This window comes from Demequina sediminis (genome assembly GCF_030296675.1).
Classification (GTDB): domain Bacteria; phylum Actinomycetota; class Actinomycetes; order Actinomycetales; family Demequinaceae; genus Demequina; species Demequina sediminis.
In genome coordinates this window covers 223746-249534 of sequence record NZ_AP027736.1, presented here as the reverse complement: position 1 = coordinate 249534, position 25789 = coordinate 223746, and the positions used below count along the sequence as shown (strand labels likewise).

Here is a 25789-nt window from a genome sequence, read left to right as displayed (position 1 = left end):
CCGCCCCGGCGGGCGCGAGGACCACGGTGACCCCGGCATCGTCCCTCCTGGGGACGATGCCGGTCGCAGGTGCGGCGGGCGGCTACACCGCCGGGGTCACCTCGGCCTTCAGGAGGCCGTAGAGCAGCGCGTCGGTGAGGGCCTCCCACGAGGCCTCGATGACGTTGGGGCCCACGCCGACCGTGCGCCACTGGGCGCCGGTCACGGTGTCGACCGTGGTGATCAGCACGCGCGTGACCGCGTCCGTGCCGTGTGCGGCGTCCATGATGCGCACCTTGAAGTCGGTGAGGTCGAAGCGGTCGATCTCGGGGTACGCGGCCACCAGCGCGGCACGCAGGCCGTGGTCGATCGCGTTGACCGGGCCGTTGCCCTCACCGACCGTGACGTAGCGGCGCCCGCCCGCACGCAGCTTGACGATCGCCTCGGCGTCGGCCTCGTTGGGGTTTCCCGGTGCCGAGGACACGAGCACGCGCCACGTCTCGACGTCCCAGTACCGAGGCGACTGACCCATCTCACCGCGCAGCAGTAGCTCGAACGAGGCATCGGCCGCGTCGAACGTGTAGCCCATGGCCTCGGCATTCTTGACGCGCTCCATGACGCGCTTGAGGACCTCGGGCTGGCCCTCCAGGTCGATTCCGAGCTCCTTGCCCTTGAGCTCGATCGAGGCACGCCCCGCCATCTCGGACACCAGCATGCGCATGTCGTTGCCCACGAGCTCGGGCTGGGTGTGCTGGTAGAGGTCGGGATCGACCTTGATCGCGCTCGCGTGAAGGCCCGCCTTGTGAGCGAAGGCCGATGCCCCGACGTACGGCTGCCGCGCGAAGGGCGCGATATTGGTGATCTCGGAGATCGCGTGCGAGATGCGCGTCGCGTCGCTCAGTCCGTCGCCCTTGAGCGCGGACACCCCACGCTTGATCTCGAGGTTGGCCGCGACCGCGATCAGGTCCGCGTTGCCCGTGCGCTCGCCGTAGCCGTTGACGCAGCCCTGGACGTGCGTGACGCCCGCGGCAACCGCTGCCATCGAGTTCGCGACGGCGCAGCCGGAGTCGTTGTGCGCGTGCATGCCCAGCTGCGCAGTGGTGCGCGCGCGGACCGCCGTGACGATCCGCGTGACGTCGTCGGGGAGCATCCCGCCGTTCGTGTCGCACAACACCAGCGACGATGCCCCGGCGTGCTCTCCCGCAAGCAGCGCCCTGATCGCGTACTCGGGGTCGTAGACGAAGCCATCGAAGAAGTGCTCTGCATCGAGCACGACGCGGCGACCCTCGCCCACGAGGAACGCGACGGTCTCCTCGATCATCGCGAGGTTCTCCTCGCCGCTGACGCGCAGGGCTCGCTCCGCGTGGCGGATGTCGGTCTTTGCGACCAGCGTGATGATGGGGGCCTCGGAGTCGAGCAGCGCGCGCACCTGCGGGTCAGATGCCGCCGTGCTGCCGGCGCGCCGCGTCATCCCGAACGCCGCGAACTGCGCGTGCCGGAAGCTCAGCTCCTTGGCGACCAGCCCGAAGAACTCGGTGTCCTTGGGCACCGCGCCGGGCCAGCCACCCTCGATCACTCCCACGCCGAGCTCGTCGAGCAGCGGCGCGATCGCCATCTTGTCGGCGACCGAGAGGTTCATGCCCTCTTGCTGCGCGCCGTCGCGCAGGGTCGTGTCGTAGATCTCGACCGTGAGATCCGCCATGGTGTGCTCCTCGTGTCCGGCATGGTGACGCGGCGACTGCGCCGCCCCAACAAAAAAGCCTCCCAGGGGTACGGGAGGCTGCGCGTCGGGGTACTCCCGACGCGCTACAGAATGATGATCGCGGTAGGCATCGCGTTCATTGTGGCACAGGTCGCGCGCGTTGTGCCGCAGTGGTGCGTGACCGAGCGGTGGTGCGTGCCCGAGCGGTGGTGCGTGCACAAGCAGTGGCGAGCCCGCGACCGTCCGGCATCCTGGAAGCCGTCCAGCATCCCTGGACCGTGCGGATGTCACACATGTGGTGCCGGGTGTGGCGTGATCCGTGCGTGGTTGCGGGTTACCTGTCGTGAGGTGTGTGACTTGTGGATGCGGGGCTGGTGCGCGGGTGATGTTTGGGTGGTGTGGGGGTATGCGAAAGACCCCCACGGTGTGGGGGTCTTTCGAAGGTATGTCCTGACTCGTGCCACTTTCTGCTGATCGGTGGTTTGCGCGAGCATTCGCCCTGGTAGTTGAGTTTCGGGGTTCGTGATTGACACACCCCGCTTGGCGGTACGGTCGGGGATGTGGTGTTCGTGCGCAAGTCCCCGGGCCGGTCGGGGGCGGTGAAGGTCCAGATCGCGGAGCGTCGCGCTGGCCGTGATGTGGTGCTCGAGCACGTCGGCACGGCCCATGATGATGCCGAACTCGCGGCGCTGATGGAGGTCGCGCGCGGCAAGCTCTACCCCGGCCAAGGGGAGCTCACGCTCGACGGCGTCGCGCCGCGGACCGTGGAAGGTGAGCCGACGACGGTGGACATCACGTCGAAGTCGAACGCGGTGTTGTGGCAGGTACTTCAGGCCGCGTACACGGATCTGGGCTTCGATGTCGTCGATGACGACGCGTTTGAGCAGCTCGTGCTGGCGCGGCTGATCGAGCCGACGTCGAAGGCCGACTCGCTGCGCGTTTTGCGCGAGCTCGGGATCGCTCATGCGTCGCTGCGGACCATGTTCCGCTCCCTGGAACGCGCTGGGGAGCGTGACTACCGGTCCCTCCTCGCCGACGCGTGCTTCGCCCACGCCGCGTCCGTGGGTGACATCAGCTTGTGCCTGTATGACGTCACGACGTTGTACTTCGAAGCCGAGGATGAGGACTCGCTGCGGAAGGTGGGCTACTCGAAGGAACGGCGGGTCGACCCGCAGGTCGTCGTCGGGCTCCTCGTCGACAGGAACGGCTTCCCGCTTGAGATCGGCTGCTTCGAGGGCAACAAGGCCGAGACGCTGACCCTGATTCCGATCGTGGACCAGTTCCGTCAACGCCACTCCCTCGAAGGGTTCGTGGTTGTCGCCGACGCCGGCATGCTGTCCGCGACCAACTTGCGCGAGCTCGATGACGCGGGACTGCATTTCATCGTCGGGTCCCGCACGACCAAGGCGCCGGTCGATCTCGAGTCGCACTTCCGTTGGCATGGCGACGCGTTTCGCGACGGGCAGGTCATCGACACCATCACGCCTCGCCACGGACGCACCAGGGCTGGCGCGTCGGATCCGATGGTCAAGGCTGAACCGATCTGGAAGTCCGAGCATGACAGTTCGTGGCGGGCGGTGTGGGCGTACTCCGGCAAGCGTGCCGTGCGCGACAACCGCACCCTGACCTTGCAGGAGGAGCGTGCACGGGACGTCGTCGCCGGCGACAAGGCCGCCCGCACGCCACGCTTCGTGAAGACCGTGAGCGGCTCCCGCAAGATCGACGAGGCGTCGCTGGCGCGCGCGCGACGCCTGGTCGGGCTCAAGGGCTACGTCACGAACATCCCTGCGACGTTGATGCCCGCGGCCGAGGTCATGTCCAGCTATCACGACCTATGGCACGTCGAGCAGTCATTCCGGATGTCCAAGACCGACCTACGCGCCCGGCCGATGTTCCACCACACGCGCGACGCGATCGAAGCGCACCTCACGATCGTGTTCGCATCCCTCGCGATCAGCCGCTACCTACACACCACGACCGGGCTGACGGTGCGCAAGATCCTCCACGCGCTGAAACCCATTCAGCAGATCACCGTCCGCATCGCCGGCCACGACCACGTCGCCCGCGACCCCATCACCAAGCCCGCCCAAGCCATCCTCGACGCCCTCGACATCACCCTGGACTGACACACCCCGGTGGCACGAGTCAGGCTGGACCGTGCGGATGTCACACATGTGGTGCCGGGTGTGGCGTGATCCGTGCGTGGTTGCGGGTTACCTGTCGTGAGGTGTGTGACTTGTGGATGCGGGGCTGGTGCGCGGGTGATGTTTGGGTGGTGTGGGGGTATGCGAAAGACCCCCACGGGGTGGGGGTCTTTCGAAGGTATGTGCCGCAGCGACCTACTCTCCCACACCCTGGCGGGTGCAGTACCATCGGCGCTGGGAGGCTTAGCTTCCGGGTTCGGAATGGAGCCGGGCGTTTCCCTCCCGCTATGGCTGCGGCAACTTTATGGAGTTGTTGAATGGTTTCCCGTTCGTTACTCGGGAACCGCACAGTGGACGCGTAGCATTACTTATAAAATCTTGAGTGTGTGTCAAGTTATCGGCCTATTAGTACCGGTCAGCTTCAAGAGTCGTTAGTCCTCTCTTCCACGTCCGGCCTATCAACCCCATGGTCTATAGGGGGCCTCTCGGAACAAGTTCCATGGAAACCTCATCTTGAAACAGGCTTCCCGCTTAGATGCTTTCAGCGGTTATCCCTTCCCAACGTAGCCAACCAGCCGTGCTCCTGGCGGAACAACTGGCACACCAGAGGTTGGTCCACCCCGGTCCTCTCGTACTAGGGGCAGCCTTTCTCAAGTTTCCTGCGCGCGCAGCGGATAGGGACCGAACTGTCTCACGACGTTCTAAACCCAGCTCGCGTACCGCTTTAATGGGCGAACAGCCCAACCCTTGGGACCAACTCCAGCCCCAGGATGCGACGAGCCGACATCGAGGTGCCAAACCATGCCGTCGATATGGACTCTTGGGCAGGATCAGCCTGTTATCCCCGGGGTACCTTTTATCCGTTGAGCGCCGGCGCTTCCACATGCCACCGGCGGGTCACTAGTCCCGACTTTCGTCCCTGCTCGACCTGTCAGTCTCACAGTCAAGCTCCCTTGTACACTTGCACTCGCCACCTGATTGCCAACCAGGCTGAGGGAACCTTTGGGCGCCTCCGTTACTCTTTGGGAGGCAACCGCCCCAGTTAAACTACCCACCAGGCACTGTCCCTGATCCGGATTACGGACCGAGGTTAGATATCCAGAGTGATCAGAGTGGTATTTCAACAATGACTCCACCGAAACTGGCGTTCCAGCTTCATAGTCTCCCACCTATCCTACACAAACCACACCGAATACCAATACCAAGCTATAGTAAAGGTCCCGGGGTCTTTCCGTCCTGCTGCGCGTAACGAGCATCTTTACTCGTAGTGCAATTTCGCCGAGTTCGCGGTTGAGACAGCGGAGAAGTCGTTACGCCATTCGTGCAGGTCGGAACTTACCCGACAAGGAATTTCGCTACCTTAGGATGGTTATAGTTACCACCGCCGTTTACTGGGGCTTAAATTCGGAGCTTCGCCTTGCGGCTGACCCCTCCTCTTAACCTTCCAGCACCGGGCAGGCGTCAGTCCGTATACATCGTCTTGCGACTTCGCACGGACCTGTGTTTTTAGTAAACAGTCGCTTCTCCCTGGTCTCTGCGGCCTTCAAACGCTCCAGCAGCAAGTGCCTTCACGCCTCAGGCCCCCTTCTCCCGAAGTTACGGGGGCATTTTGCCGAGTTCCTTAACCACGATTCACTCGATCGCCTTAGTATTCTCTACCTGACCACCTGAGTCGGTTTGGGGTACGGGCGGCTAGAACCTCGCGCCGAGGTTTTTCTTGGCAGCATAGGATCACCGATTTCCCACATACGTGGTTACCATCAGGTCTCAGGCTATGTGAGCTGCGGATTTGCCTACAGCTCGCCCTACACCCTTAGACGTGGACTACCATCGCCACGCTCGGCTACCTTCCTGCGTCACCCCTGTTAATACGCTTGACTACTACGGATCTGGTTCGTGCGCGCCACCGTACTTGCCCCGAAGGGTTCGCCGGCTTTGGGCACTTAGCATCGTCCGCCTCGTCATGGGCGGTTCTTCGCCGGTACGGGAATATCAACCCGTTGTCCATCGACTACGCCTGTCGGCCTCGCCTTAGGTCCCGACTTACCCAGGGCGGATTAACCTGGCCCTGGAACCCTTGGTCATTCGGCGGACGGGTTTCTCACCCGTCTTTCGCTACTCATGCCTGCATTCTCACTCGTGTAGCGTCCACTGCTGGATCACTCCGCAGCTTCACCCGCCACACGACGCTCCCCTACCCATCCACACGCCTGGACCACGAAGGCCTAGCATAAATGTGAATGACACAACTTCGGCGGTGTACTTGAGCCCCGCTACATTGTCGGCGCGGAATCACTTGACCAGTGAGCTATTACGCACTCTTTCAAGGGTGGCTGCTTCTAAGCCAACCTCCTGGTTGTCTATGCAACTCCACATCCTTTCCCACTTAGCACACGCTTAGGGGCCTTAGTTGGTGTTCTGGGCTGTTTCCCTCTCGACTACGAAGCTTATCCCCCGCAGTCTCACTGCTGCGCTCTCACTTACCGGCATTCGGAGTTTGGCTGACGTCAGTAACCTGGTGGGGCCCATCGGCCATCCAGTAGCTCTACCTCCGGCAAGAAACACGCAACGCTGCACCTAAATGCATTTCGGGGAGAACCAGCTATCACGAAGTTTGATTGGCCTTTCACCCCTATCCACAGCTCATCCCCTCGGTTTTCAACCCAAGTGGGTTCGGCCCTCCACGCGGTCTTACCCGCGCTTCAGCCTGGCCATGGATAGATCACTTCGCTTCGGGTCTAGACCCAGCGACTCAAACGCCCTATTCGGACTCGCTTTCGCTACGGCTGCCCCACACGGGTTAACCTTGCCACTGAGCACTAACTCGCAGGCTCATTCTTCAAAAGGCACGCCGTCACCCCTGCTATGGAGGCTCCGACGGATTGTAAGCACACGGTTTCAGGTACTATTTCACTCCCCTCTCGGGGTACTTTTCACCCTTCCCTCACGGTACTGATTCGCTATCGGTCAGTAGGTAGTATTTAGGCTTACAGAGTGGTCTCTGCGGATTCACACGGGATTTCTCGTGCCCCGTGCTACTTGGGATCCCCTTCAGGAGTCCGCGCAATTTCGTCTACGGGGGTTGCACCCTCTACGCCGGGCCTTTCAATGCCCTTCGACTATCACGCGGATTTCTGACTCCTCGACCATTCGGCAGAATGATCAGAAAGGTCCCACAACCCCGCATACGCAACGCCTGCCGGCTATCACACGCATACGGTTTGGCCTGTTCCGCTTTCGCTCGCCACTACTCACGGAATATCTCTTCCTGTCGGTACTGAGATGTTTCACTTCCCGACGTTCCCTCCACACGCCCTATGTGTTCAGGCGTGGGTCACTGGACATGACTCCAGCGGGGTTTCCCCATTCGGACATCCTCGGATCAAAGCTTGTTTGCCAGCTCCCCGAGGCTTTTCGCAGGCTACAACGTCCTTCTTCGGCTCCTACTGCCAAGGCATCCACCATGTGCTCTTAAAAACTTGACCACAGATATCAAAGATGCTCGCGTCCACTGTGCAGTTCTCAAACAACGACCGGGCCTACCCTCACACCACGCCTACCCAGCCTCAGCCAAGCGGTTCGATAGCATCCGATAGTCCGACAGCCACCCGAACCCCCACAACCGAAGTCACAGGAGTGTGTGGTGGCCTGAAAGGGAGCTTTACGCCCGACCCTTCAGGACCCAACAGTGCGCCATGCCCATCCCCCACCTCTTTGCGTCACACGTTCCCACCCGTCTCGCAAGGAGACAGGCGTACTAGCGTCACGACTCAAGGTCAGTGACAGGCCACATCGATGTTCCATCCATGAGCCCCACCCCAGACACGAACGGTCTGAGCATGGGTCCTGGACCCCCACACCACAGTGTGGACGTCAGGTGCTCCTTAGAAAGGAGGTGATCCAGCCGCACCTTCCGGTACGGCTACCTTGTTACGACTTAGTCCCAATCGCCAATCCCACCTTAGACAGCTCCTTCCCATACGGGTTAGGCCACTGGCTTCGGGTGTTACCGACTTTCGTGACTTGACGGGCGGTGTGTACAAGGCCCGGGAACGTATTCACCGCAGCGTTGCTGATCTGCGATTACTAGCGACTCCGACTTCATGAGGTCGAGTTGCAGACCTCAATCCGAACTGAGACCGGCTTTTTGGGATTCGCTCCACCTTACGGTATTGCAGCCCTTTGTACCGGCCATTGTAGCATGCGTGAAGCCCAAGACATAAGGGGCATGATGATTTGACGTCATCCCCACCTTCCTCCGAGTTGACCCCGGCAGTCTCCTATGAGTCCCCACCATTACGTGCTGGCAACATAGGACGAGGGTTGCGCTCGTTGCGGGACTTAACCCAACATCTCACGACACGAGCTGACGACAACCATGCACCACCTGTATACCCCGCCGAAGCACCCCCATCTCTGGGGGTAGAGGGTATATGTCAAGCCTTGGTAAGGTTCTTCGCGTTGCATCGAATTAATCCGCATGCTCCGCCGCTTGTGCGGGCCCCCGTCAATTCCTTTGAGTTTTAGCCTTGCGGCCGTACTCCCCAGGCGGGGCACTTAATGCGTTAGCTGCGACGCGGAACTCATGGAATGAGCCCCACATCTAGTGCCCACCGTTTACGGCGTGGACTACCAGGGTATCTAATCCTGTTCGCTCCCCACGCTTTCGCTCCTCAGCGTCAGTTGTGGCCCAGAGACCTGCCTTCGCCATCGGTGTTCCTCCTGATATCTGCGCATTCCACCGCTACACCAGGAATTCCAGTCTCCCCTACCACACTCTAGTCTGCCCGTACCCACTGCAGGCCCGAGGTTGAGCCTCGGGTTTTCACAGCAGACGCGACAAACCGCCTACGAGCTCTTTACGCCCAATAATTCCGGACAACGCTTGCGCCCTACGTATTACCGCGGCTGCTGGCACGTAGTTAGCCGGCGCTTCTTCTGCAGGTACCGTCACTTTCGCTTCTTCCCTGCTGAAAGGGGTTTACAACCCGAAGGCCTTCATCCCCCACGCGGCGTCGCTGCATCAGGCTTGCGCCCATTGTGCAATATTCCCCACTGCTGCCTCCCGTAGGAGTCTGGACCGTGTCTCAGTTCCAGTGTGGCCGGTCGCCCTCTCAGGCCGGCTACCCGTCGTCGCCTTGGTGAGCCACTACCTCACCAACAAGCTGATAGGCCGCGAGTCCATCCCAGACCGAAAAACTTTCCCAACGCATCCCATGCGGGAACGCTGCATATCCGGTATTAGCCCCGGTTTCCCGAGGTTATCCCAGAGTCTGGGGCAGGTTACTCACGTGTTACTCACCCGTTCGCCACTGATCACCCGAAGCAAGCTCCGAGGTCACCGTTCGACTTGCATGTGTTAAGCACGCCGCCAGCGTTCGTCCTGAGCCAGGATCAAACTCTCCGTAAATGATTGCTGTACACCCAACCAAACGGCCGGGATACATCAATACGAAGTACATCCCCACTCACGTGGAGACTAGTTAATCTCTGACATCGAACAAAATGTCACTGACATTTCATTTTCAACCAAAGGAATCCAAACACCAACCCCCTTACAAGAGGCTGATGCCGGAGTAATTTGGCATCGACATGTGGCACACTGTTGAGTTCTCAAGTTTCGGACGCGCACCGCCTCAATCCTTTTCAGGACCTCGCTCGGGGCAACCCTTCTAACTTACTCTCTCGTCAACCTCTTGTCAACTCGCCTCATCGGCGTGTCTCGGTTTCGGAGAGCCTCCACACTACACCTGTTTGTCCGCTTCAGCGAACGCTCATCGGTGGGCGTGGAGGGTGGTCTCGCGCCGGTTTCCATCTGGACCCCGTCGCGGCGACCTGGAATAACTTACACAGGTTCCGAGCCGTTGTCCAACCGGATCGGGCAGTTTCTGCCGATAACTTGGTCACTCCTGGTGGGTGGGCTCAAGATCGCAGGTACCGTCCCGGATGGGCCGTGGCGGCGCCTCCTATACGCCCCGCGAGGCCCCCACCAACCAGTCCAGGAGGGCCTCGGCGCGCGTGAGGACCGAGATGTGTCCGTCCTCCGGGAACACCCGGACGTCGGCGCCGGGAACGCTGCGCCCGAGCCACTCCCCGTGCGTGTACGGGACCACCCGGTCCTTCCCTCCATGGGCAATGAGCACCGGCGTCCGCCCGGCATCGGCCGCATCGAAGCCCCACTCGCGCACATAGGCGAGGTCATCGTCGACCATTCCGTCGGGCCCGTGCTCAAGCGCGGCTTTCACCACCCCGTCGAACCACTGCCACGGACCGGCCAGTGCCGCATGGTCCTCCGGCGTGAATCCCTCGGGATCCCACTCCTGCTCGAGCTGGAGGACCAATGCCGCCGGCCCTGCGGCGGCCGCCTCCAGTTCCGCGCGCCCGCCTGCGGCCATGCCTCCGAACCAGTCGAGGTCGTGCGCATCGAAGGGAGCGAGTCCCGCGATCGCCGCGCATGCCGTGACGCGCTCACCGAGGAGCGCGGCGCACGCGAGCGCGTGCGGCCCACCCCCGAGTGCCCCGCCACCGCAAAGGTGTCCAGACCGAGTGCGTCGGCGACGGCTTCGACGTCCTCAACCACGTCGGCCACCGTCCGGCCCTCGCGCCGCGTGGATCCGCCGTAGCCGGGGCGATCAAGAGAGACCCAGCGGATCCCACGGTCCGTCGCGGGCTTCATCAGGGGCCCGGGAGGTTGGCCGATATTGGGCGTGCCGTGATTCCAGAACAGCACCAGTCCCGCGTCGCGAGGTCCGTCCTCGTACCACCGCACGGTCCGACCGTCGGGGCGCGTGATCTCTCCGGTTCGCGACATGAGCCGAGACTATCCGGCGGGACTCCCACCCCACGGTTGAGCCGCCCGCTGCGTCTTGGGCGGTGGAAGGATGATCCGCGATACAAGGGGGCACGGTGAGCCGGTGGTCACACACGCTCGATGCGCTGGTGCGCGAGCGAGGCAGGGCGCTGTACGGATACGCCTTCGTACTGACCGGTGACGCCCACGCCGCCGATGACCTCCTCCAGGACGCCCTCGTGCGCTCCTTCAGGTCCGGGCGCGGTCCCGAGGACGTCGACGCCGCACATGCGTACGTGAAGCGGGCCATGCAGACCGCGTTCATCGACGCTCACCGACGCGCCGAGGCCCGCCCCCGACGCGACCACCGCGACGCCGACCGGGTCGTGCCCGACCCTGCCACCGCATCGGTCACCCGCGACGCTCTCCACGACGCCGTCCTGTCGCTGCCTCCTCGGCAGCGCGCGTGCCTCGTCATGCGGTACGTCGACGGCCTCTCGTCGCCGGCGATCGGGAACGAGCTAGGAATCTCTGCGGCGACCGTGCGCGGCTACCTCGCCTCCGCGGTCGAGACGCTGCGCCGCACACACGGCGACTTTGGCCTGGACGCGACGGACGCCGTCGAGGGCGGACACGACCACGTTTTCATTCTGACGACGGGAGGCACGCGATGAGCCGGGAACTCATGGAGTCGCTGGGGAGACAGGCCGATGCCGGGGGTGCGCTCTTCGACGATCGCGCCAGTGCGGTGGTCGAGCCCGCGCGCGCGCGGGTGCGGCGGACTCGCCGCCTCCGCGCCGCGGGCGCCGCGGGTGCGGCGGCACTGGTGGTAGCCGCCGGCGTCGTGGGTGCGACGATGCTGGCCGGCGGTGAATCGCCCCTCGCGCCTGCGGGGACGCGCGGCGACGCGCTCATGGCCGAGGACGTGCTTGCCTTGTCACGGGCAGCCGTGGGCCCCGAGTCGACCGGACCGGGACAGGAGATTGCGCACTGCGTGGTCGACCCGCGCGACAACCCGTGGAGCGCGCAGGCACAGGCCGCGTTCATGACCCTGGCCATGGACTGTGGCCGCGCCTTCGCTGGAGACGCACCACTGGTGGAGATGACCACGACGTCCCTCGCGAGCGACGGCAACGGTGTGATGGTCGAGTGGGAGGTCCGCAACGCGTCCGATCAACCGCTGCGCCTCGATCCCGCGGGAAGCGCGGTGGCGGTGATGGTCGTGTCAGAGGACGTCGAGCTGACGCCGTGGGTGTCCGGCAACATCTACGTGGGTCCGCCGGTACGACACCCGGACAACACCCTGGGCGTGGTGCTCGAGTCCGGCTCGGCGCCGCTCACGCTGGCTCCCGGCGACACGCTCAGCGGCGCCGAGTACATCCCACGGGACAGCAGGTCGAGGGGGTGCCGGACGCCGTCGCGATGATCGTGGCGGGTGAGCTCACGCCCTCGATCGCCGTGCAGCTGCGCGTGGCGCCCGCGGGAGAGCCGTCCACCTCCGAAGTGTTCCTCCACGTCGAGTCGGACGCGGTCGAGATCATCCACCGGGGAACGCTCGCGCGCACCGCCGAGGAGTTCGCTGCGGCCTCCGAGCCGCGCGTGCGCGACGGTGTGCGCGGCGGCACTCAGGCCGCGCTTGACTGCGCGGTGCCGCTCGGCGGAAATCCCCGTATCGCGGGCGTGGAGGACGAGCTGGCGTGGGTCGAATGCGATGCGCGCTGGCTGCTGACCGAGACGCCGCTCGTCACCCTCACTGAGTTCTCCACCTCCTACGACGCCTCCACGGGCCAGCTCACCGTGACATGGACGGCGCAAAACACCGCCGGCGAGCCTTTGCGGCTCGACACCGGTGGCGCGATGGTGACGGTCGAGACGCATCCCACCATTGCGCCACCCGACAACGAGATTGCCGAGTCGAGCACGCTCGGCACGGTGACCGCACAGACGCTGTGGCTCGACGAGGAACACAGGTCGGGCGTGATGAGGAGCACCTCCGCTCTCGAGACGGTCGAGCCGTGGCAGCTGTTCGCCGGGGAGGCCATCTTCGACTGGGATGTCACTGAAGGCGCCGTCGATCCGCGATTCGGGCTCCAGGTGAGGATCGCGCGGGAGGACGATGCCGCGGAGGTCCCGGGCTCGAGCGAGCTTCTGCTCGAGGTGCCGTGGGACGCGTGACTCCGGATGCCCGTCCCGCCTGTTCGATGGCACGATGAGGGGTACGGCAGAGGGGGCGGCGTGAAGGCGTGGGTAAGGGCGCTCGAGGAGCTGTCGCGCGACTGGGGGCACGAGCTCCTCAGGGACGCGCGCACTCTCACAGGCGATGACTCCGCCGCCGAGGCCGTGGTCGAGGCCGCGCTGGTCGCGGTGTTCTCACGGCAGGCTCCTCCGGCCACGATGGACGATGCGCGGGTCGCCATGAGTGCCGCGTTGCGTCACGCCGCGGTCCGCCGGGTGCCCGGCGACGCGCCGACCGACCCCGACGACCCCTTCGCGGTCCTCACACCGCGCGAGCGGGCGGTCCTCGCGATGCGTTACGTCGACGGCTGGGCGGTTCCCGTCATCGCCCGCGAGGCGGGCCTGCGCGAGGACGGCGTGCGGGACGCGCTCACGTCCGCGATCGCGCGGCTCGACGGGAGCGAGATGGCGTGGGAGCTCTCGGTGGAAGACGCGCTCCACGGCGGCTCGATCGCACACGAGGACACGAGCGTGGGGGACGCACGGTGAGCCGCGGCGTGGTTGATGCGCTGACGCGTGGGGCGGACCCCGCAGAGCCGCTCTCGCCCGACGTGGTGGTGAGGGCACGGTCCAGGATCGCGGCCGCGCGCCGCAGGCGTGCCTCGTGGTGGGCGGGCGGGAGCGTCGCGCTGCTGGCGATCGCCGCGGTCGCGGTCGGGACGTGGGCCGCGCCGCCGGTCGTTCCTGCGGCGGCAGCAACCCCCACCCCGAGCGAGACGGCGGATCCCCTCCCTGCCGTCCTTCACGCCGAAGACCTCATGGCGATGTCGGAGCCGCGCACGCGCGGCGTCGAGCCCGAGGGCCCGCGCCAGGCCGGGCTCGTGTGCAACCTCGACGACGTCCCTCCGGAGTCGGCGAGACCGGGAGCGACCGCGGGGACCCCCTGTGACGCCGTGTGGGTGGGTGAAGACATGCTCCTCCGGTTGGAGCCGGAGGCGACCACCGCGACCACCTACGTCGTCGGGGATGCCTCACAGGTCCGGGTCATGTGGGTGGTGCGCAACGCGGGAAGCATCCCCCTCCAGCTCGATCCCGCGGGAGCCGTGGCGTCACTGGTCGCGGACCCGGGCTCGGTCGCGACCTCGGGATCGCAGTCCGGATTGACCCAGGTGGCGAGCTCGTTGTGGCAGGACGATCACCACCGCAGCACCGTGCTGACTCGTGGCGCTGCCACGTCGGATTCCTCGCTCGACGACTCGTGGATCCTCCAGCCCGGCGAGTACGCGAGCGGCGAGGCGACATTCATCACCGAGCGGGACGACCCTGTGTCGCGCGTCATCGACGCCGCGACACGATTCACCATGCCCACCCTCTCCGTGCAGATTCCGGTGGTCCCGCTCGGGGCACCTGCCGGCAGCATGATCCTCCTGGAGGTCGAGAGCCAGCTCGTCACTGTCGACCCGGGCACGGCCGGCGACACGCTCGCCTCGATGGGCGTGCCGCGACGGCTCGGGGAGGAGCCCCGGGCGGATGCGCAGGCGGCGCTGCTGTGCGAGATCTCGGATGCGCTCGTCGAGGGCCGCACCCTCGCCATCGCGGGCGAGTTCTCCTCATACTCGGCAGAAGAGTCCTCCTGCACTCCCCTGTGGGTGCCTGGCCCGATCTTCGTGGATGGCGGGGGCCTCGACGTGGTCGGCGACGAACTCGCGACTCCCGACGCCACGTCCCAGCGGCTCGTGTGGACTGTCGAAAATCGGTCCACGTGGACCGTGCTCACCGAGAACTTCTCCCTGCTCGTGGAGGCAGCGCCAGCGAGCCCGCGTCCGGATGGCGACGTCTTGTCACGGCTGGGCGACACGGTGGTGACGGAGTCCAGCGCATGGATGGCAGACGGCAGACGCGCGGTGATGTTGTCGAGCCAGGCCTGGCGATTCGGAATGGAGCCCGGCTCCATGTTTGGCGCCGAGTCGACCCTCTTCCCCGGCATGCTGACGTCGACTGACGTGGTCGACGTCGACGAGCTCGTGGAGTCCCTCAATGGCGACGGCGCCGCCACGGCGCTCATCGAACTCCCCTGCTCGGTACACCGACCCAGGTGCTCGTCCTTGAGGTACCCGTGAGCGCCGCAGTCGACGGCTAAGACCCGTTGAGTTCCGCGCGATGTTCGCGCCACGGCGGCAGGAACGTGTCCATCACGGACTGGAAGTCCGGTCCGTGGTTGCTCACGAGGAGATGGGCGAGCTCGTGCACCACGACGTACTCCACGAGGTGCAGGTCCTTGCGGGCGAGCTCGACGCTGAAGGTGATCGAGCGGCGCAGCCGATTGCAGCTCCCCCATCGCGTGTGCATGACGCGCAATCGCCAGGTCGGAGTCGGCACCCCCATGCGTGGCACCCACTCGCGGACCAGCTCATCGATGAGGGGCCGCAACTCCCTCTTCAGCGCCTCCGCCTCCGCGCCGGGCGACAGCGGCGCCGGCCTCGCCACGGCATCGGCCCTGCGCGCCTCGATCCACGCGGCCTTGGACCTCACCCACGCATCGATGTCCGCCGTCGCCATGCGCAGCGGCGCGCTCACCCGCACCTCCCCCGTCCCCGGCTGAACGACCATGCGCACGTTCTTCATACGCTTGCGCGTGAGCGTGTACGGAGGAACCGGGCCTGACATGCGACCACTGTAGGCGCGGCCTCCGACACTCTTCGTCGTTATCCCCAACCCTGGAGACGCCGGCTGCGTACTACCCGGCATGAAACGGAGTTGCAGCGCATGAGCGCCTGGTCCCGACTGCTCGACACGCTGGTCCGCGAGCGCGGCCCCGCCCTGTTCGGCTACGCCTACGTGCTCACCGGAGACAAGGATCGCGCCGAGGATCTCCTGCAGGACGCGCTCGTGCGCACCTTCCGCAGCGGCAGGGCACTGGGCTCGCTCGACTCCGCTCACGCCTACGTCAAGCGTGCGATCACCACCGCCTTCATCGACAGCGGGCGCCGCGAGGCCGCGCGGCCCAAGAGGGACGGCGTCGACATCCTCGACCGGCCCGGAGTGGCCGTCTCCCCCGACCCGTCGGGCCGCGTGGACGATGCCGTGGACCTGCGGGCGGCCCTGCTGAGTCTGGCGCCGCGCGAGCGGGCGTGCGTCGTGCTGCGCTACCTCGAGGACCTGCCGGTCGCTCACGTGGCGTCCACGCTCGGTCTCGCGGAGGGCACGGTCAAGAGGTACCTCTCGGATGGGGTCGCACGCCTGCGTGCCGCCGCGCCGGGAGTCGAATTCACGGAGGTCGAGACGGTCGGCGTCCACACCCACTCAGGAGGTTCACGATGAGTTCGGCACACGACACCCTTGCCGCCCTGCGCGACGCCGGGGCCCGCGACTTCGCGGGCACCTCTCTCGCGCTCGACCTCACTCCGGTGCGCCGCCGCGTGCGCCGCCACCGCGTGGTGCGCACGGCCGTCACCTCGATCGCGGGAGTCGCCGTGGTGGGCGCCGGCGCGTACGGGGTCAAGCTGTGGGATCCGACGTTCGGGGCGACCCTTGCCCCCGCCTCGAGCGCCCCGGCGGAGGACACTCCCGCGCCCTCGCCGAGTGCTTCTCCCAGCGAGAGCACTGTCCCGCTCGGCTTGACGGCCTCCGACATCGTGGTGGAGGGCGAACGCGTCGAGGCCACGATCGACCGGCTGGCGACGACGCACGGTGTCACGGTGGAGCGTGCCCGCGAGGCGCTCGTGGCCGCGCTTCCCCCTGAAGCGGGCGGCGAGCCGGAGGGCTGGGTGTCGCCGGGCGACTACCCGATCGGCGCCACCGTCGAGGAGACCGCCCACCTGCTGGTGAACATCCAACTCCAGAACCTGCAGTCGATGGGCGTCGCGTCCGAGGACAGGCAGGCGACGCTGACCGTGGCGTCCATCTTGGTCAAGGAGTCGGGCAACGCGCAGGAGTGGCCCGCGCTGTCGCGCATGATCGCGAACCGTCTCGACGCAGGCATGCGCCTCGAGCTCGAGTCACCGCTGGTCTACATCACCGGCGCCGACGAGCAGACGGTCACCGACGACGGCTTCGCCCTCGACTCGCCGTTCAACACCTTCATGTACGAGGGGCTACCGCCGACCCCGATCGCTGCCGTGGACCTTGGAGCGGTCGACGCCGCGGCTCATCCCTCGGAGGGCGACCAGCTCTACTTCGTCCGCAACGCGGACGGCGCGCTGCTCTTCGCGGACACCTTCCACGACTTCCAGCTCCTCCTGGTCGACCAGGGCCAGCTCGCTCCGGAGGACGTCCTGCCGGAGTAGCCGGCCCAGAAGCAACTCAGCGCCGCTACTCGGCGTCGCCCTCGGCGGTCTCCTCCGCCGGGGGCGCGTCGAGCACCCGGCGCATCCACCCGTGGGCGTCTTCGCCGCGTCCATACTGGAGGTCGGTGAGACGGGCGAGCACGGCATCGGCCACGCTTCCTCCCTCCCCTGCCCCGCGTACCGTGACGTCGAGATCGTCCGACACGAGCCGGGCGATGGGCGTGACCACAGCGGCGGTGCCGCATGCGAAGAGCTCGAGGATCTCCCCCGACTCGATGCCCTCGACCAGCTCGGTGAGGGCGATGTCGCGCTCCTCGACCGCGCGGCCCTCGTCCCTCAGCAGCGTGAGGATCGAGTCACGGGTGACACCGGGGAGGATCGTGCCGGTGAGGCGCGGGGTGAGGATGCTGCCGTCGGCGCGCACCGCGACGAGGTTCATGCCGCCGAGTTCCTCGACGTACGTGTCCTCGCGCGCATCAAGGAACAGCACCTGTTGGCATCCATGCGCCTTGGCCTCGGCCTGCGGGAGCATGCTCGCGGCGTAGTTGCCCGCGGTCTTAGTGTCGCCGGTGCCACCCGCATTCGCGCGGTGGTAGCCGCGGGATACCCAGATGGATACTCCACCCGGGGCGGCCATGTAGGCACCCACGGGAGAGGCCGTCACGATGAAGTCGACCTCCGCGGCAGGCTGCACCAGCAGGCTGGCCTCGGTCGCGATGACGAGGGGTCGCAGGTAGAGGCTCGATCCCGGCGTGCCGGGAACCCAGGCATGGTCCGCCGCGATGAGGGCCTCGAGGGCCGCGAGGAAGTCCTCCTCGCTCACCTCGGGAAGCGCCATGCGACGACACGATGCCGCGAGCCTCGCGGCGTTGGCCTCGGGGCGGAACAGCCACACCGAGCCGTCCTCGTGCCGGTACGCCTTCAGTCCCTCGAAGGCCTGCTGCGCGTAGTGCAGCACGGCGGCACCGGGGTGCAGGGGCAGGGGGGCCAGGGGGACGATGCGTCGATCGGCCCAGCCGTGCCCGTCGCGCCACGTGGCGCGGGCCATGTGGTCGGTGAAGACCTTCCCGAAGACGGGATCCTCCATCGCGATCCACCGCTCCTCGTCCGTGGCGGGACGGCGGTTGGGGATGACGGTGAACGGGGTGGGCGTCTGCGTCTCCATGCGCCGAGCCTAGTCCCGGCGGGCGATGACGAGGCGCGTGGCGATCTCACCGATCTCGCTGACCGTTCCGTCGGCGACCGCCCACACGAGTGCGAAGGCCTGGTCCTGAGACAACTCGACGCGATAGCCGTTGAAGCCCACGAAGACGGTCGCCGCGAGCCAACCGAGACGCTTGTTGCCATCGACCAAGGCATGGTTCTTGACGAGCGAGTGAAGGAGGGCCGCGGCCTTCTCCTCGAGCGTCACGTAGGCGTCGCGTCCGAAGACTGTGGTCGCAGGCCTCGCCAGCGCAGACTCGAGAAGACCCGGCTCGCGGACGGGACCAATCCCGGCGAGGGCGACGATGTCGAGAAGGTCGTTGAGGTCGAGGTACCGCGTCATGATTCGCTAAGCGGACCCGAGTCGGGCGAGCGTCTCGCTCCAGTCGTGCAATGCCTCGCGTGTCAAGGTGTGCACCTCTCGCGCCCGATCGACGCGTTCCGCCCGTTCGAGCACTGCTCGCCGAATCACCTCCTGTCGCGACAGCCCCTCCTCCTTGACGAGAAGGTCCAGGGCCGCCTCAAGGGCGGAGTCGGTACGCAACGTGAGTGCCATACACGCCACGGTATCACCGCGGTATCACGCGGTCGAGGGTCGGGAGCGCGCTAGAGCCGGGTGCGCCCCGGCTTGGCCGCGGGACCCTGCGGCGCCGTCTCGGGTGCCGCGGGTGCGGGCTCGTCGACCGGAGCGGGGAGCTCGGCCACCTCGGCAAGCGAGATCCCGTGGTCGATGCGCGCCCAGTTGCGCAGGAAGTCGGCCGCCATGGCATCGGCGACCTCCTCTCGATGGCCGCCGCGGCGCGGCGACCTCCCCGCCTTCGTGTCGGGACGTGGCGAGACGCGTCTCCGCGGACAGGCGCAGGTCCCGCACGGTCCACCAGTGATCGACGAACGCGTCGCGAGCGTCGTGGAGGAGCTGCTGGGCGCGGCGATAGCGGATGATGTCGGCCACCACCGCGGGATCACCCATCATCGCGGCATGCGCCTCGGCATTGTCGATGCGCGGAATCGCGTCGGCCGGCGTGGGGTCCTTCTGAATCGCCTGCTTCGCGAGCTTGAGCACCAGCTTGTGCTCGAGCGTCTGCGGCGCCGCCGCCATCGCATGTTCGAGCCGCAGGTCGAGCGCACGCCCGCGCACCGCGAGGTCCTCGAGCGCACGATCCATCTCGCGCACCATGTCGATCGCCGGCAGCGCGGCCATCTGGCGCCGCGTCCCGCCCTGCAGCCGTGCAGCCTGCTCGCGCAGGGCGTTGGCGAACTCGGCGGGCGGCACCAAGGAGGTGGGGTCCTTCGCGATCCCCGCAATGAGCAGCTCATGCGCCGCCGACACCGCGACGGGCGCCTCGCGCGTGAAGCGCCGCCGCGCGTGGCGGCGCTCCTCGACGCGTCGGGACAGGTCGAGGTAGCCACCCACGGACGCACCCGTGACCACGGCGATGATCAGGCCGGGGACCAGCAGCGACCAGTCGATAGACATGGCACGACCCTAGGCCTTCGCCGGCGCCCCCACCAAGGACGGAAGGCGCAGAGTCGTCCTATGCGACGACCGGCACTCCCAGCGAGTCCAGCAGTCCCACCACACGCGTGCGAATCTCGTCGCGAATGGGACGCACGGACTCGATGCCCTGACCCGCGGGGTCCTCGAGCTTCCAGTCCTCGTAGCGCTTGCCGGGGTAGTACGGGCACGCGTCACCGCAGCCCATGGTGATGACCACGTCGGAGGCCTGGACGGCCTCGGGCGTGAGCACCTTGGGCTTCTCCGCGCGGATGTCGATGCCCTCCTCGAGCATCGCCTCGACAGCGACGGGGTTGATCTGGTCCGCGGGCATCGAGCCGGCCGAGCGGACCTCGACGGCACCGCCGGAGAGGTGGCGCAGGTAGCCCGCGGCCATCTGGGAGCGGCCCGCGTTGTGCACGCACACGAAGAGCGCGGAGGGGGTGGAGGCGGTGGTGTCGGTCATGAAGGTGTCCTGTCTACGGTCGGGTGGCGGGCAAGGAGAGATCGGGAAGGAGTTGGCGTAGCAGTTCGCGGACGCGACCGTCGATGTCGTCGACGATCGCCGCGACACCGGCCTCCGAGGCCAGCGCGGGGTCGCCCACCTGCCAGTCCTCGTAGCGCTTGCCCGGATAGATCGGGCAGACGTCGCCACAACCCATGGTGATGACCACGTCGGACGCACGCACGGCATCGTCCGTCAGGGGCTTGGGGAAGGCGGCCTCGCCGGCGTCCAGCGCGTCGAGGTGCGGGCGCACCGCGTCGTGGACGCTGGCCGCGGGCGCGGATCCGGCGGAGCGCACCACGACCTTGTCACCCGCGTAGCGGTGCAGAAGAGCGGCGGCGATCTGCGAACGGCCGGCGTTCTGCACGCACACGAAGAGCACCTGCGGCGGATGACCCTCAGGCGAGGCGGCGCGCCTCAGATCCTCAAGGCGCTGGCGCGCGAAGTGGCGCGTCAAGGGGACCAGGTGTTGGCGGATGGTCGCGCGGCGCGCGAGCGACGTGTAGCTATCCCGCACGATCCTCTCGGCCGCCGGCGCACCGAGTTCGGGAAGCGCTCCGCGAGGTCGCGGATCACGGCATCGAGGGCGCGGTCGACGTGCTCGAGCTCGCCCTGCTCGTGGACCACGTGGCGCGTCGCGCTCGCGGGCACCAGGGTCTCGAGCAGCGCGCGGACGGTCGGGACGTACGGCTCCGCGACCCGGTAGTAGACCCACGTCCCGCGTCGCTCGGACGTGACGAGCCCCACGTCCTTGAGGGTCTTGAGGTGGTGAGAGACGGTCGGCCCGGTGACCTCGGCAAGCTCGGTGAGGTCGCAGACGCAGGCCTCGCCCGTGGGTGCCGAGGCGATGAGGGCCACCATCCGCAGCCGCAGCGGGTCCGCGACCGCCTTGAGTACCGTCGCGGCGCGACCCGCGATGTCCGGCGCGATCGTGTGCGCCTCCAGATGCATCGAGACGCAGCCCTCGTGGGCCGGGTGCGGTTCCGAAACGGCGGCGGTGGCGGTCATGTCAGGCTCCGATGGAGAGGGGTGGGGAGGTGTCAAGGGACGATGCCGCGGCCGGGTGTTCCCGACCGTCGAGGTAGTGCTGGGCGTCGAGGGCGGCGGCGCAGCCCGAGCCGGCGGCGGTGATGGCCTGGCGGTAACGGTTGTCGACCAGGTCACCACACGCGAACACACCCTCCACGTTGGTCGCGGTGGTCCGCCCGATCACCTGGACGTAGCCCTCGCTGTCGGTGTCGACCTGTCCCTTGACCAGCTCGGAGCGAGGATCGTGACCGATCGCGACAAACAATCCCGTCGCGGCCAGCGTCGACTCCTCACCACTCACACGGTTACGGATCCGCACACCCTCGAGCTTCACGTCACCATCCAGACCCGTGACCTCGGAGTTCCACACGAACTCAATCTTCGGATCCGCCGCAGCACGATCCGCCATGATCTTCGACGCCCGCAACTCATCCCTGCGATGCACCAGATACACCTTGGACGCGAACCGCGTCAGGAACGTCGCCTCCTCCACCGCGGAGTCCCCACCACCGACGACCACGACCGTCTGGTCACGGAAGAAGAACCCATCACACGTGGCACACCACGACACACCCTTACCACTGAGACGCTTCTCATCATCCAGACCGAGCTCCTTATACGCCGACCCCGTCGCGAGAACCACCGCGGCAGCCGTGTACTCACCCGACATGCCCGTCACCACACGCTTCACATCACCGACAAGATCAAGCTCCGTCACATCATCAAAGAGCACCTCGGCACCAAAACGCTCCGCCTGAGCCTGCAACGTCTCCATCAACTCAGGACCCTGCACACCCTCCACAAACCCAGGAAAGTTCTCCACCTCGGTCGTGTTCATCAACGCCCCACCAGCCGTCACCGACCCCGCCACCACCAACGGCGCCAACCCCGCACGCGCCGCATAAATAGCCGCCGTATACCCGGCAGGACCAGAACCGACAATGATGAGCTGACGCTGATTCGACATGTCTCTATTTAGACGCAGGTCACAGCAGAAGGCAACCCTTGTCACCCACTGTTCACCCGCATCGGCCGAATCCTGGCTCCCGCCTAGTGCGAGGCAAGCAACTCCCGCACGTGCGCGGCGGTGGGGACGCGACCGGCGACCACCACCTGCTCGTCGACCACGAGGCCGGGCGTGCGCATGATGCCGTAGGCCGCGATCTCGCCGTCGTCGGTGACCTTCTCGACGGTCGCCTCGAGACCAAGCGCGTCGAGCGCCTCGCGGGTGACCTGCTCAAGGCGGGTGCAGTTGGCGCATCCGGGGCCGAGAATCTTGATGTGCATGGCAGTGCTCCTTGCGTGTCAGAGGATGGCGTTGAACAGGTAGCCGACGGCGATGATGCTCGCGCCCGTGATGGCGATGAACACCGCGATGAGCCGGGGCTTGAGGACCCGGCGTAGCAGGACCATCTCGGGCAGGCTGAGCGCGACCACGGCCATCATGAACGCGAGCAGCGTGCCCATCGGCAGGCCCTTGGCGACCAGCGCGTCGAGCAGCGGCAGGACTCCCGCGGCATTCGAGTACAGCGGAATGCCGATTCCAACGGCGACGAGCACGCCGAAGGGGTTGTCGGCGCCGGCGTGCTCCGCGAAGAAGTCCTCGGGCACCCAGCCGTGGATGAACGCGCCGATCCCGATGCCGACCAGCAGGTAGGGCCAGATTCGGCGCAGGATCGCGCCCGCCTCCTCGACGCCCATGCGCAGACGGTCGTCCCACGGGAGGCCCAGGGCGGGGTCGATCGCTTGGCCGCGCAGGTGCGTCTCGAAGACGAACGACTCGACATAGCGCTCCATTTTCAGGCGCCCGATGATGAAGCCCGCGACCGTCGCGATGGTCAGCCCGGCGGCCACGTACAGGGCGGTGGGGCCGAACCCGAAGAGGCCTAGGAGGAGCGCGATCGCGACCTCGTTGACCAGCGGGCTCGCGATGAGAAAGCTCATGGTGACGCCGAGCGGCACCCCGGCGGACACGAAACCGATGAACGCGGGCACCGCCGAGCACGAACAAAACGGCGTGACGACCCCGAGTCCGGCGGCGGCCACATTGCCGACGCCCTCGCGCTTGCCCCCCAGGAGTCGGCGCGTGCGCTCGACGCTCATGAAGGAGCGCAGCACGGTGACCAGGAAGATGATCCCGGTGAGCAACAGAGCGATCTTGACGGTGTCGTAGAGGAAGAAGTGGACCGCGCCGCCCACGCGCGAGTCGAGGTCGAGTCCCAGCCAGTCACCCAGGACCAGGTCCCACCAGGGCTTGTTGACCGAGTACAGCGCCCACCAGGCGAGGGCGACCACGGCGACGATGCTCCAGCGGCGCAGCGCTCGGCGCGCCGTGGTGCGGGGTGCGGCGGGCGCGCCACCTGACCGCCCATCTGACGGCGGGGCGGGGCGTTCCGCGGGCGCGGTCATGGCCGGCTCGCGAGCGCGAGGGTCCGCAGCGGGGCGGGCAGGGCGTCGTGCAGACGGGAGAGCGCGTCAGGGGTGAGGGAGTAGTCGATCCAGCGGCCGCGTCGCGTGCCCTCGATGAGTCCGGCCTCGCGCAGCACCTTGAGGTGATAGCTGAGGAGGTTGCCCGGCACGGCGGGCTCGGTGACCAGGTCGCACACGCACGACGAACGGTCCGCGAGCTGCGCGATGAGCTGGAGGCGAATCGGGTCCGCGATCGCACCCAACAGCGCCGCGTCGGCCGCGTACTGTTCAAGAACCTTTGAACCAATCACAATTGAAGTGTCTCGCCGCACCGAGGCGCTCCGGTGGGACCTCGGTCCCGTGCGACTGCCGGCCTGTTTGACTGCGGGCGCGCGCCGTCGATCTGGGAGGATGCGCGCATGCCCGTGACCGCCGCCGTGCTCGAGCGCCACCAGGTAGCGGTCTACGCGGCCGCACTCGCGGCGGGAGCGACCGTGGGCCTCGCGGCACCCTCCTCCGCCGACGCCGCGGGCACCCTCGCCACCCCAGTGCTGGCGCTCACGCTGTTCGCGACATTCCTCGGCGTGCCCCTGGGACGCCTGGGCGACGCCGCACGCGACCGACGTTTCCTTGGTGCGGTGCTCGCAGTGAACTTCGGGGTGGCGCCCTTGGTCGCCTTTGGCCTGTCTCGCCTGGTGGTGGACGATCACGCGGTGCTGGTGGGCGTGCTCCTGGTCCTGCTCACTCCGTGCATCGACTACGTGATCGTGTTCACGGACCTCGCCGGGGGTGCGCGTGAGCGGCTCCTTGCCGCCACTCCCCTGCTGCTGGTCATCCAGATGGCCCTTCTTCCCGCGTACCTGTGGCTCATGGCGGGCCCCGAGGTGGCCGCCCCCGTCGAGCCGGAGCCCTTCATCGAGGCGCTCGTGTGGCTGATAGCCGTGCCGCTCGCGGCCGCGGCGGTGGTGCAGCGCGCTTCGCGCTCGGGGCGGGCACGCGTGGCCCGGGTCGGGCACGGGGTCGCGCGCTCGGGGGCCGATGCCATGGTTCCCCTGATGGCTCTCACCCTCGGCCTGGTCGTGGCGTCGCAGATCGCGGGCGTGGCACGCGATCTCGCGGCGCTCGTTCCCGCGGCGATGGTGTTCGTTGCCTTCGCAGGCGCGATGGTCGCGATGGGCGCCGCGGCGGGGCGCGTCGCGGGACTCGACGTGGCGGGTCGGCGCGCGCTGACGTTCTCCGGCGTGACCCGGAACTCGCTCGTCGTGCTGCCGCTCGCCCTCGCGCTCGGCCCGGGCTTCGAGCTCACCCCCGTGGTGGTGGTGACACAGACGCTCATGGAGCTCGCGGTGCTCGTCGCGCTGGTGCGGCTGGTGCCGCGGCTCATCGCCACTTGATCACGACAGCGCCGCCGGCACCGGACCCAGCAACGGCAGCGCGGTGTCCTGCTGCTCCCATGGCCACGGGCCCCACAGGTCGGGAGACGGATACACGAGTTGAAGGGCACGCACGGGCCGCACGCCGTGTTTGGCATGCGTGTTCGCCGCAAGGAGGTGGCCGCCGGAGTCGTCGACATCGACGAGTGCCATGCGCACGCCGATGTCGTTGAGGCCATCCACCACAGCTCCGGCCACCAGCTCTACCTCGCCGCTTGTCGCACGGCGGGCCAACTCGTTAAGGATGCCCAGCGAGTCGGGGTACGGGATCCCGAACACGATCACTTCTGGGAGCCCGCGCCGCTCGAGACCCACGGTGTAGGCGTACGGGGGCGATTCGCCGTCAGCCATCACCGCCTGCACCGCCCACCCGTGCCGGGCGATGAGGTGCTCGAGGTGGCCATAGCCACCGGGACCGTCCATGCGCGCCATGCCGCCGCCTCCCGTCGTGATGCGATCAGGCTCGCATCGGGGCGCGGCCCCTCAGGCGCGCCGACGTGAATCTGTGGAGAGCGCCGGCGCCGTGCCGAGTTGGGGGCATCGACTGCCCATCGAGCTAGCGTCCGGGCGCTCCCCAGGTCCAGCGCCACAGGGGCGTCACGGACCACGCGTCCTCACGATGGGAGCGCCACTTGATCA

22 protein-coding genes, 3 rRNA genes and 2 pseudogenes are annotated in these 25789 nt (G+C 66.8%); 9 read left to right on the top strand and 18 right to left on the bottom strand.

Annotation, left to right across the window (positions count from 1 at the left end; all coding sequences use genetic code 11):
* Window positions 1–82: 82 nt before the first annotated feature.
* On the bottom strand, window positions 83–1681 hold the full coding sequence (gene cimA, locus QUE44_RS01250; protein ID WP_286215446.1) for a citramalate synthase: 1599 nt from the start codon (window positions 1679–1681) through the stop codon (window positions 83–85).
* Window positions 1682–2241: 560 nt separating this feature from the next.
* On the opposite strand from cimA, the gene QUE44_RS01245 reads away from it, so the two are divergent.
* Complete coding sequence (locus tag QUE44_RS01245; RefSeq protein WP_286215445.1) at window positions 2242–3807, top strand: IS1634 family transposase; 1566 nt, start codon at window positions 2242–2244, stop codon at window positions 3805–3807.
* A 200-nt stretch (window positions 3808–4007) separates the two neighbouring features.
* Here the strand turns inward: QUE44_RS01245 and rrf are convergent.
* The 5 genes and pseudogenes from rrf to QUE44_RS01220 all read right to left on the bottom strand — a co-directional run.
* A 5S ribosomal RNA gene (gene rrf, locus QUE44_RS01240) occupies window positions 4008–4124 on the bottom strand.
* A gap of 86 nt (window positions 4125–4210) precedes the next feature.
* Window positions 4211–7310, bottom strand: a 23S ribosomal RNA gene (locus QUE44_RS01235).
* A gap of 403 nt (window positions 7311–7713) precedes the next feature.
* Window positions 7714–9235, bottom strand: a 16S ribosomal RNA gene (locus QUE44_RS01230).
* Together the 16S, 23S and 5S rRNA genes form the textbook arrangement of a ribosomal RNA operon.
* A 556-nt stretch (window positions 9236–9791) precedes the next feature.
* Window positions 9792–10220 (bottom strand): alpha/beta fold hydrolase, encoded by a 429-nt coding sequence (locus QUE44_RS01225; protein ID WP_286216803.1) that lies wholly within the window; start codon window positions 10218–10220, stop codon window positions 9792–9794.
* A 176-nt stretch (window positions 10221–10396) separates the two neighbouring features.
* Window positions 10397–10501: pseudogene (locus QUE44_RS01220) on the bottom strand (alpha/beta fold hydrolase); the annotation flags it as partial.
* A gap of 230 nt (window positions 10502–10731) precedes the next feature.
* Here QUE44_RS01220 and QUE44_RS01215 point away from each other — a divergent pair.
* The 5 genes from QUE44_RS01215 to QUE44_RS01195 are packed head-to-tail and all read left to right on the top strand — an operon-like array spanning window position 10732 to window position 14910.
* The gene (locus tag QUE44_RS01215; protein WP_286215443.1) at window positions 10732–11289 is read left to right on the top strand and encodes an RNA polymerase sigma factor; all 558 of its coding nucleotides are present in this window, start codon (window positions 10732–10734) and stop codon (window positions 11287–11289) included.
* Window positions 11286–12041 (top strand): hypothetical protein, encoded by a 756-nt coding sequence (locus tag QUE44_RS01210; RefSeq protein ID WP_286215441.1) that lies wholly within the window; start codon window positions 11286–11288, stop codon window positions 12039–12041. The genes QUE44_RS01215 and QUE44_RS01210 overlap by 4 nt, the downstream gene beginning before the upstream one ends.
* On the top strand, window positions 12020–12790 hold the full coding sequence (locus tag QUE44_RS01205; RefSeq protein ID WP_286215439.1) for a hypothetical protein: 771 nt from the start codon (window positions 12020–12022) through the stop codon (window positions 12788–12790). The genes QUE44_RS01210 and QUE44_RS01205 overlap by 22 nt, the downstream gene beginning before the upstream one ends.
* 60 nt (window positions 12791–12850) lie before the next feature.
* A complete protein-coding gene (locus QUE44_RS01200) occupies window positions 12851–13339 on the top strand; it encodes a sigma-70 RNA polymerase sigma factor region 4 domain-containing protein (protein WP_286215437.1) in 489 nt (162 codons plus the stop codon).
* 8 nt (window positions 13340–13347) lie between these two features.
* On the top strand, window positions 13348–14910 hold the full coding sequence (locus QUE44_RS01195) for a hypothetical protein (RefSeq protein ID WP_286215435.1): 1563 nt from the start codon (window positions 13348–13350) through the stop codon (window positions 14908–14910).
* Between the two features lie 16 nt (window positions 14911–14926).
* Here QUE44_RS01195 and QUE44_RS01190 read toward each other — a convergent pair whose 3' ends face one another.
* Window positions 14927–15457, bottom strand: a complete 531-nt coding sequence (locus QUE44_RS01190) for a M48 family metallopeptidase (RefSeq protein WP_286215433.1) — start codon at window positions 15455–15457, stop codon at window positions 14927–14929.
* A gap of 99 nt (window positions 15458–15556) precedes the next feature.
* Here QUE44_RS01190 and QUE44_RS01185 point away from each other — a divergent pair, with 99 nt between their 5' ends.
* On the top strand, window positions 15557–16111 hold the full coding sequence (locus tag QUE44_RS01185; RefSeq protein ID WP_286215431.1) for an RNA polymerase sigma factor: 555 nt from the start codon (window positions 15557–15559) through the stop codon (window positions 16109–16111).
* Window positions 16108–17076, top strand: a complete 969-nt coding sequence (locus QUE44_RS01180; protein WP_286215429.1) for an endolytic transglycosylase MltG — start codon at window positions 16108–16110, stop codon at window positions 17074–17076. The genes QUE44_RS01185 and QUE44_RS01180 overlap by 4 nt, the downstream gene beginning before the upstream one ends.
* Window positions 17077–17101: 25 nt before the next feature.
* Here QUE44_RS01180 and QUE44_RS01175 read toward each other — a convergent pair whose 3' ends face one another.
* From QUE44_RS01175 to QUE44_RS01135, 10 genes and pseudogenes are all read right to left on the bottom strand, one after another.
* Window positions 17102–18241, bottom strand: coding sequence for a branched-chain amino acid aminotransferase (locus tag QUE44_RS01175; RefSeq protein WP_286215428.1), 1140 nt, complete (start codon window positions 18239–18241; stop codon window positions 17102–17104).
* A gap of 9 nt (window positions 18242–18250) precedes the next feature.
* Window positions 18251–18622 (bottom strand): type II toxin-antitoxin system death-on-curing family toxin, encoded by a 372-nt coding sequence (locus QUE44_RS01170; protein ID WP_286215427.1) that lies wholly within the window; start codon window positions 18620–18622, stop codon window positions 18251–18253.
* Window positions 18623–18628: 6 nt separating this feature from the next.
* Window positions 18629–18835, bottom strand: a complete 207-nt coding sequence (locus QUE44_RS13825) for a ribbon-helix-helix protein, CopG family (RefSeq protein WP_345379560.1) — start codon at window positions 18833–18835, stop codon at window positions 18629–18631.
* Between the two features lie 24 nt (window positions 18836–18859).
* On the bottom strand, window positions 18860–19756 hold the full coding sequence (locus tag QUE44_RS01165) for a hypothetical protein (protein ID WP_286215425.1): 897 nt from the start codon (window positions 19754–19756) through the stop codon (window positions 18860–18862).
* 58 nt (window positions 19757–19814) lie between these two features.
* Window positions 19815–20240, bottom strand: coding sequence for an arsenate reductase ArsC (locus QUE44_RS01160; RefSeq protein ID WP_286215424.1), 426 nt, complete (start codon window positions 20238–20240; stop codon window positions 19815–19817).
* A 13-nt stretch (window positions 20241–20253) separates the two neighbouring features.
* Window positions 20254–21230 (bottom strand): annotated as a pseudogene (locus tag QUE44_RS14290) (metalloregulator ArsR/SmtB family transcription factor).
* Between the two features lie 58 nt (window positions 21231–21288).
* The gene (trxB, locus tag QUE44_RS01150) at window positions 21289–22275 is read right to left on the bottom strand and encodes a thioredoxin-disulfide reductase (RefSeq protein ID WP_286215423.1); all 987 of its coding nucleotides are present in this window, start codon (window positions 22273–22275) and stop codon (window positions 21289–21291) included.
* An 83-nt stretch (window positions 22276–22358) separates the two neighbouring features.
* Complete coding sequence (locus QUE44_RS01145; protein ID WP_286215422.1) at window positions 22359–22595, bottom strand: thioredoxin family protein; 237 nt, start codon at window positions 22593–22595, stop codon at window positions 22359–22361.
* Window positions 22596–22613: 18 nt separating this feature from the next.
* Window positions 22614–23717: a permease gene (locus QUE44_RS01140; RefSeq protein ID WP_286215421.1), complete on the bottom strand. Its 1104-nt coding sequence runs from the start codon at window positions 23715–23717 to the stop codon at window positions 22614–22616.
* On the bottom strand, window positions 23714–24028 hold the full coding sequence (locus tag QUE44_RS01135; protein ID WP_286215420.1) for an ArsR/SmtB family transcription factor: 315 nt from the start codon (window positions 24026–24028) through the stop codon (window positions 23714–23716). Before QUE44_RS01135 ends, QUE44_RS01140 begins: the two co-directional genes overlap by 4 nt.
* Window positions 24029–24136: 108 nt before the next feature.
* Here QUE44_RS01135 and QUE44_RS01130 point away from each other — a divergent pair, with 108 nt between their 5' ends.
* Complete coding sequence (locus QUE44_RS01130; RefSeq protein WP_286215419.1) at window positions 24137–25111, top strand: arsenic resistance protein; 975 nt, start codon at window positions 24137–24139, stop codon at window positions 25109–25111.
* Here QUE44_RS01130 and QUE44_RS01125 read toward each other — a convergent pair whose 3' ends face one another.
* Window positions 25112–25582, bottom strand: a complete 471-nt coding sequence (locus QUE44_RS01125; protein ID WP_286215417.1) for a DUF4262 domain-containing protein — start codon at window positions 25580–25582, stop codon at window positions 25112–25114.
* Window positions 25583–25789 lie beyond the last annotated feature (207 nt).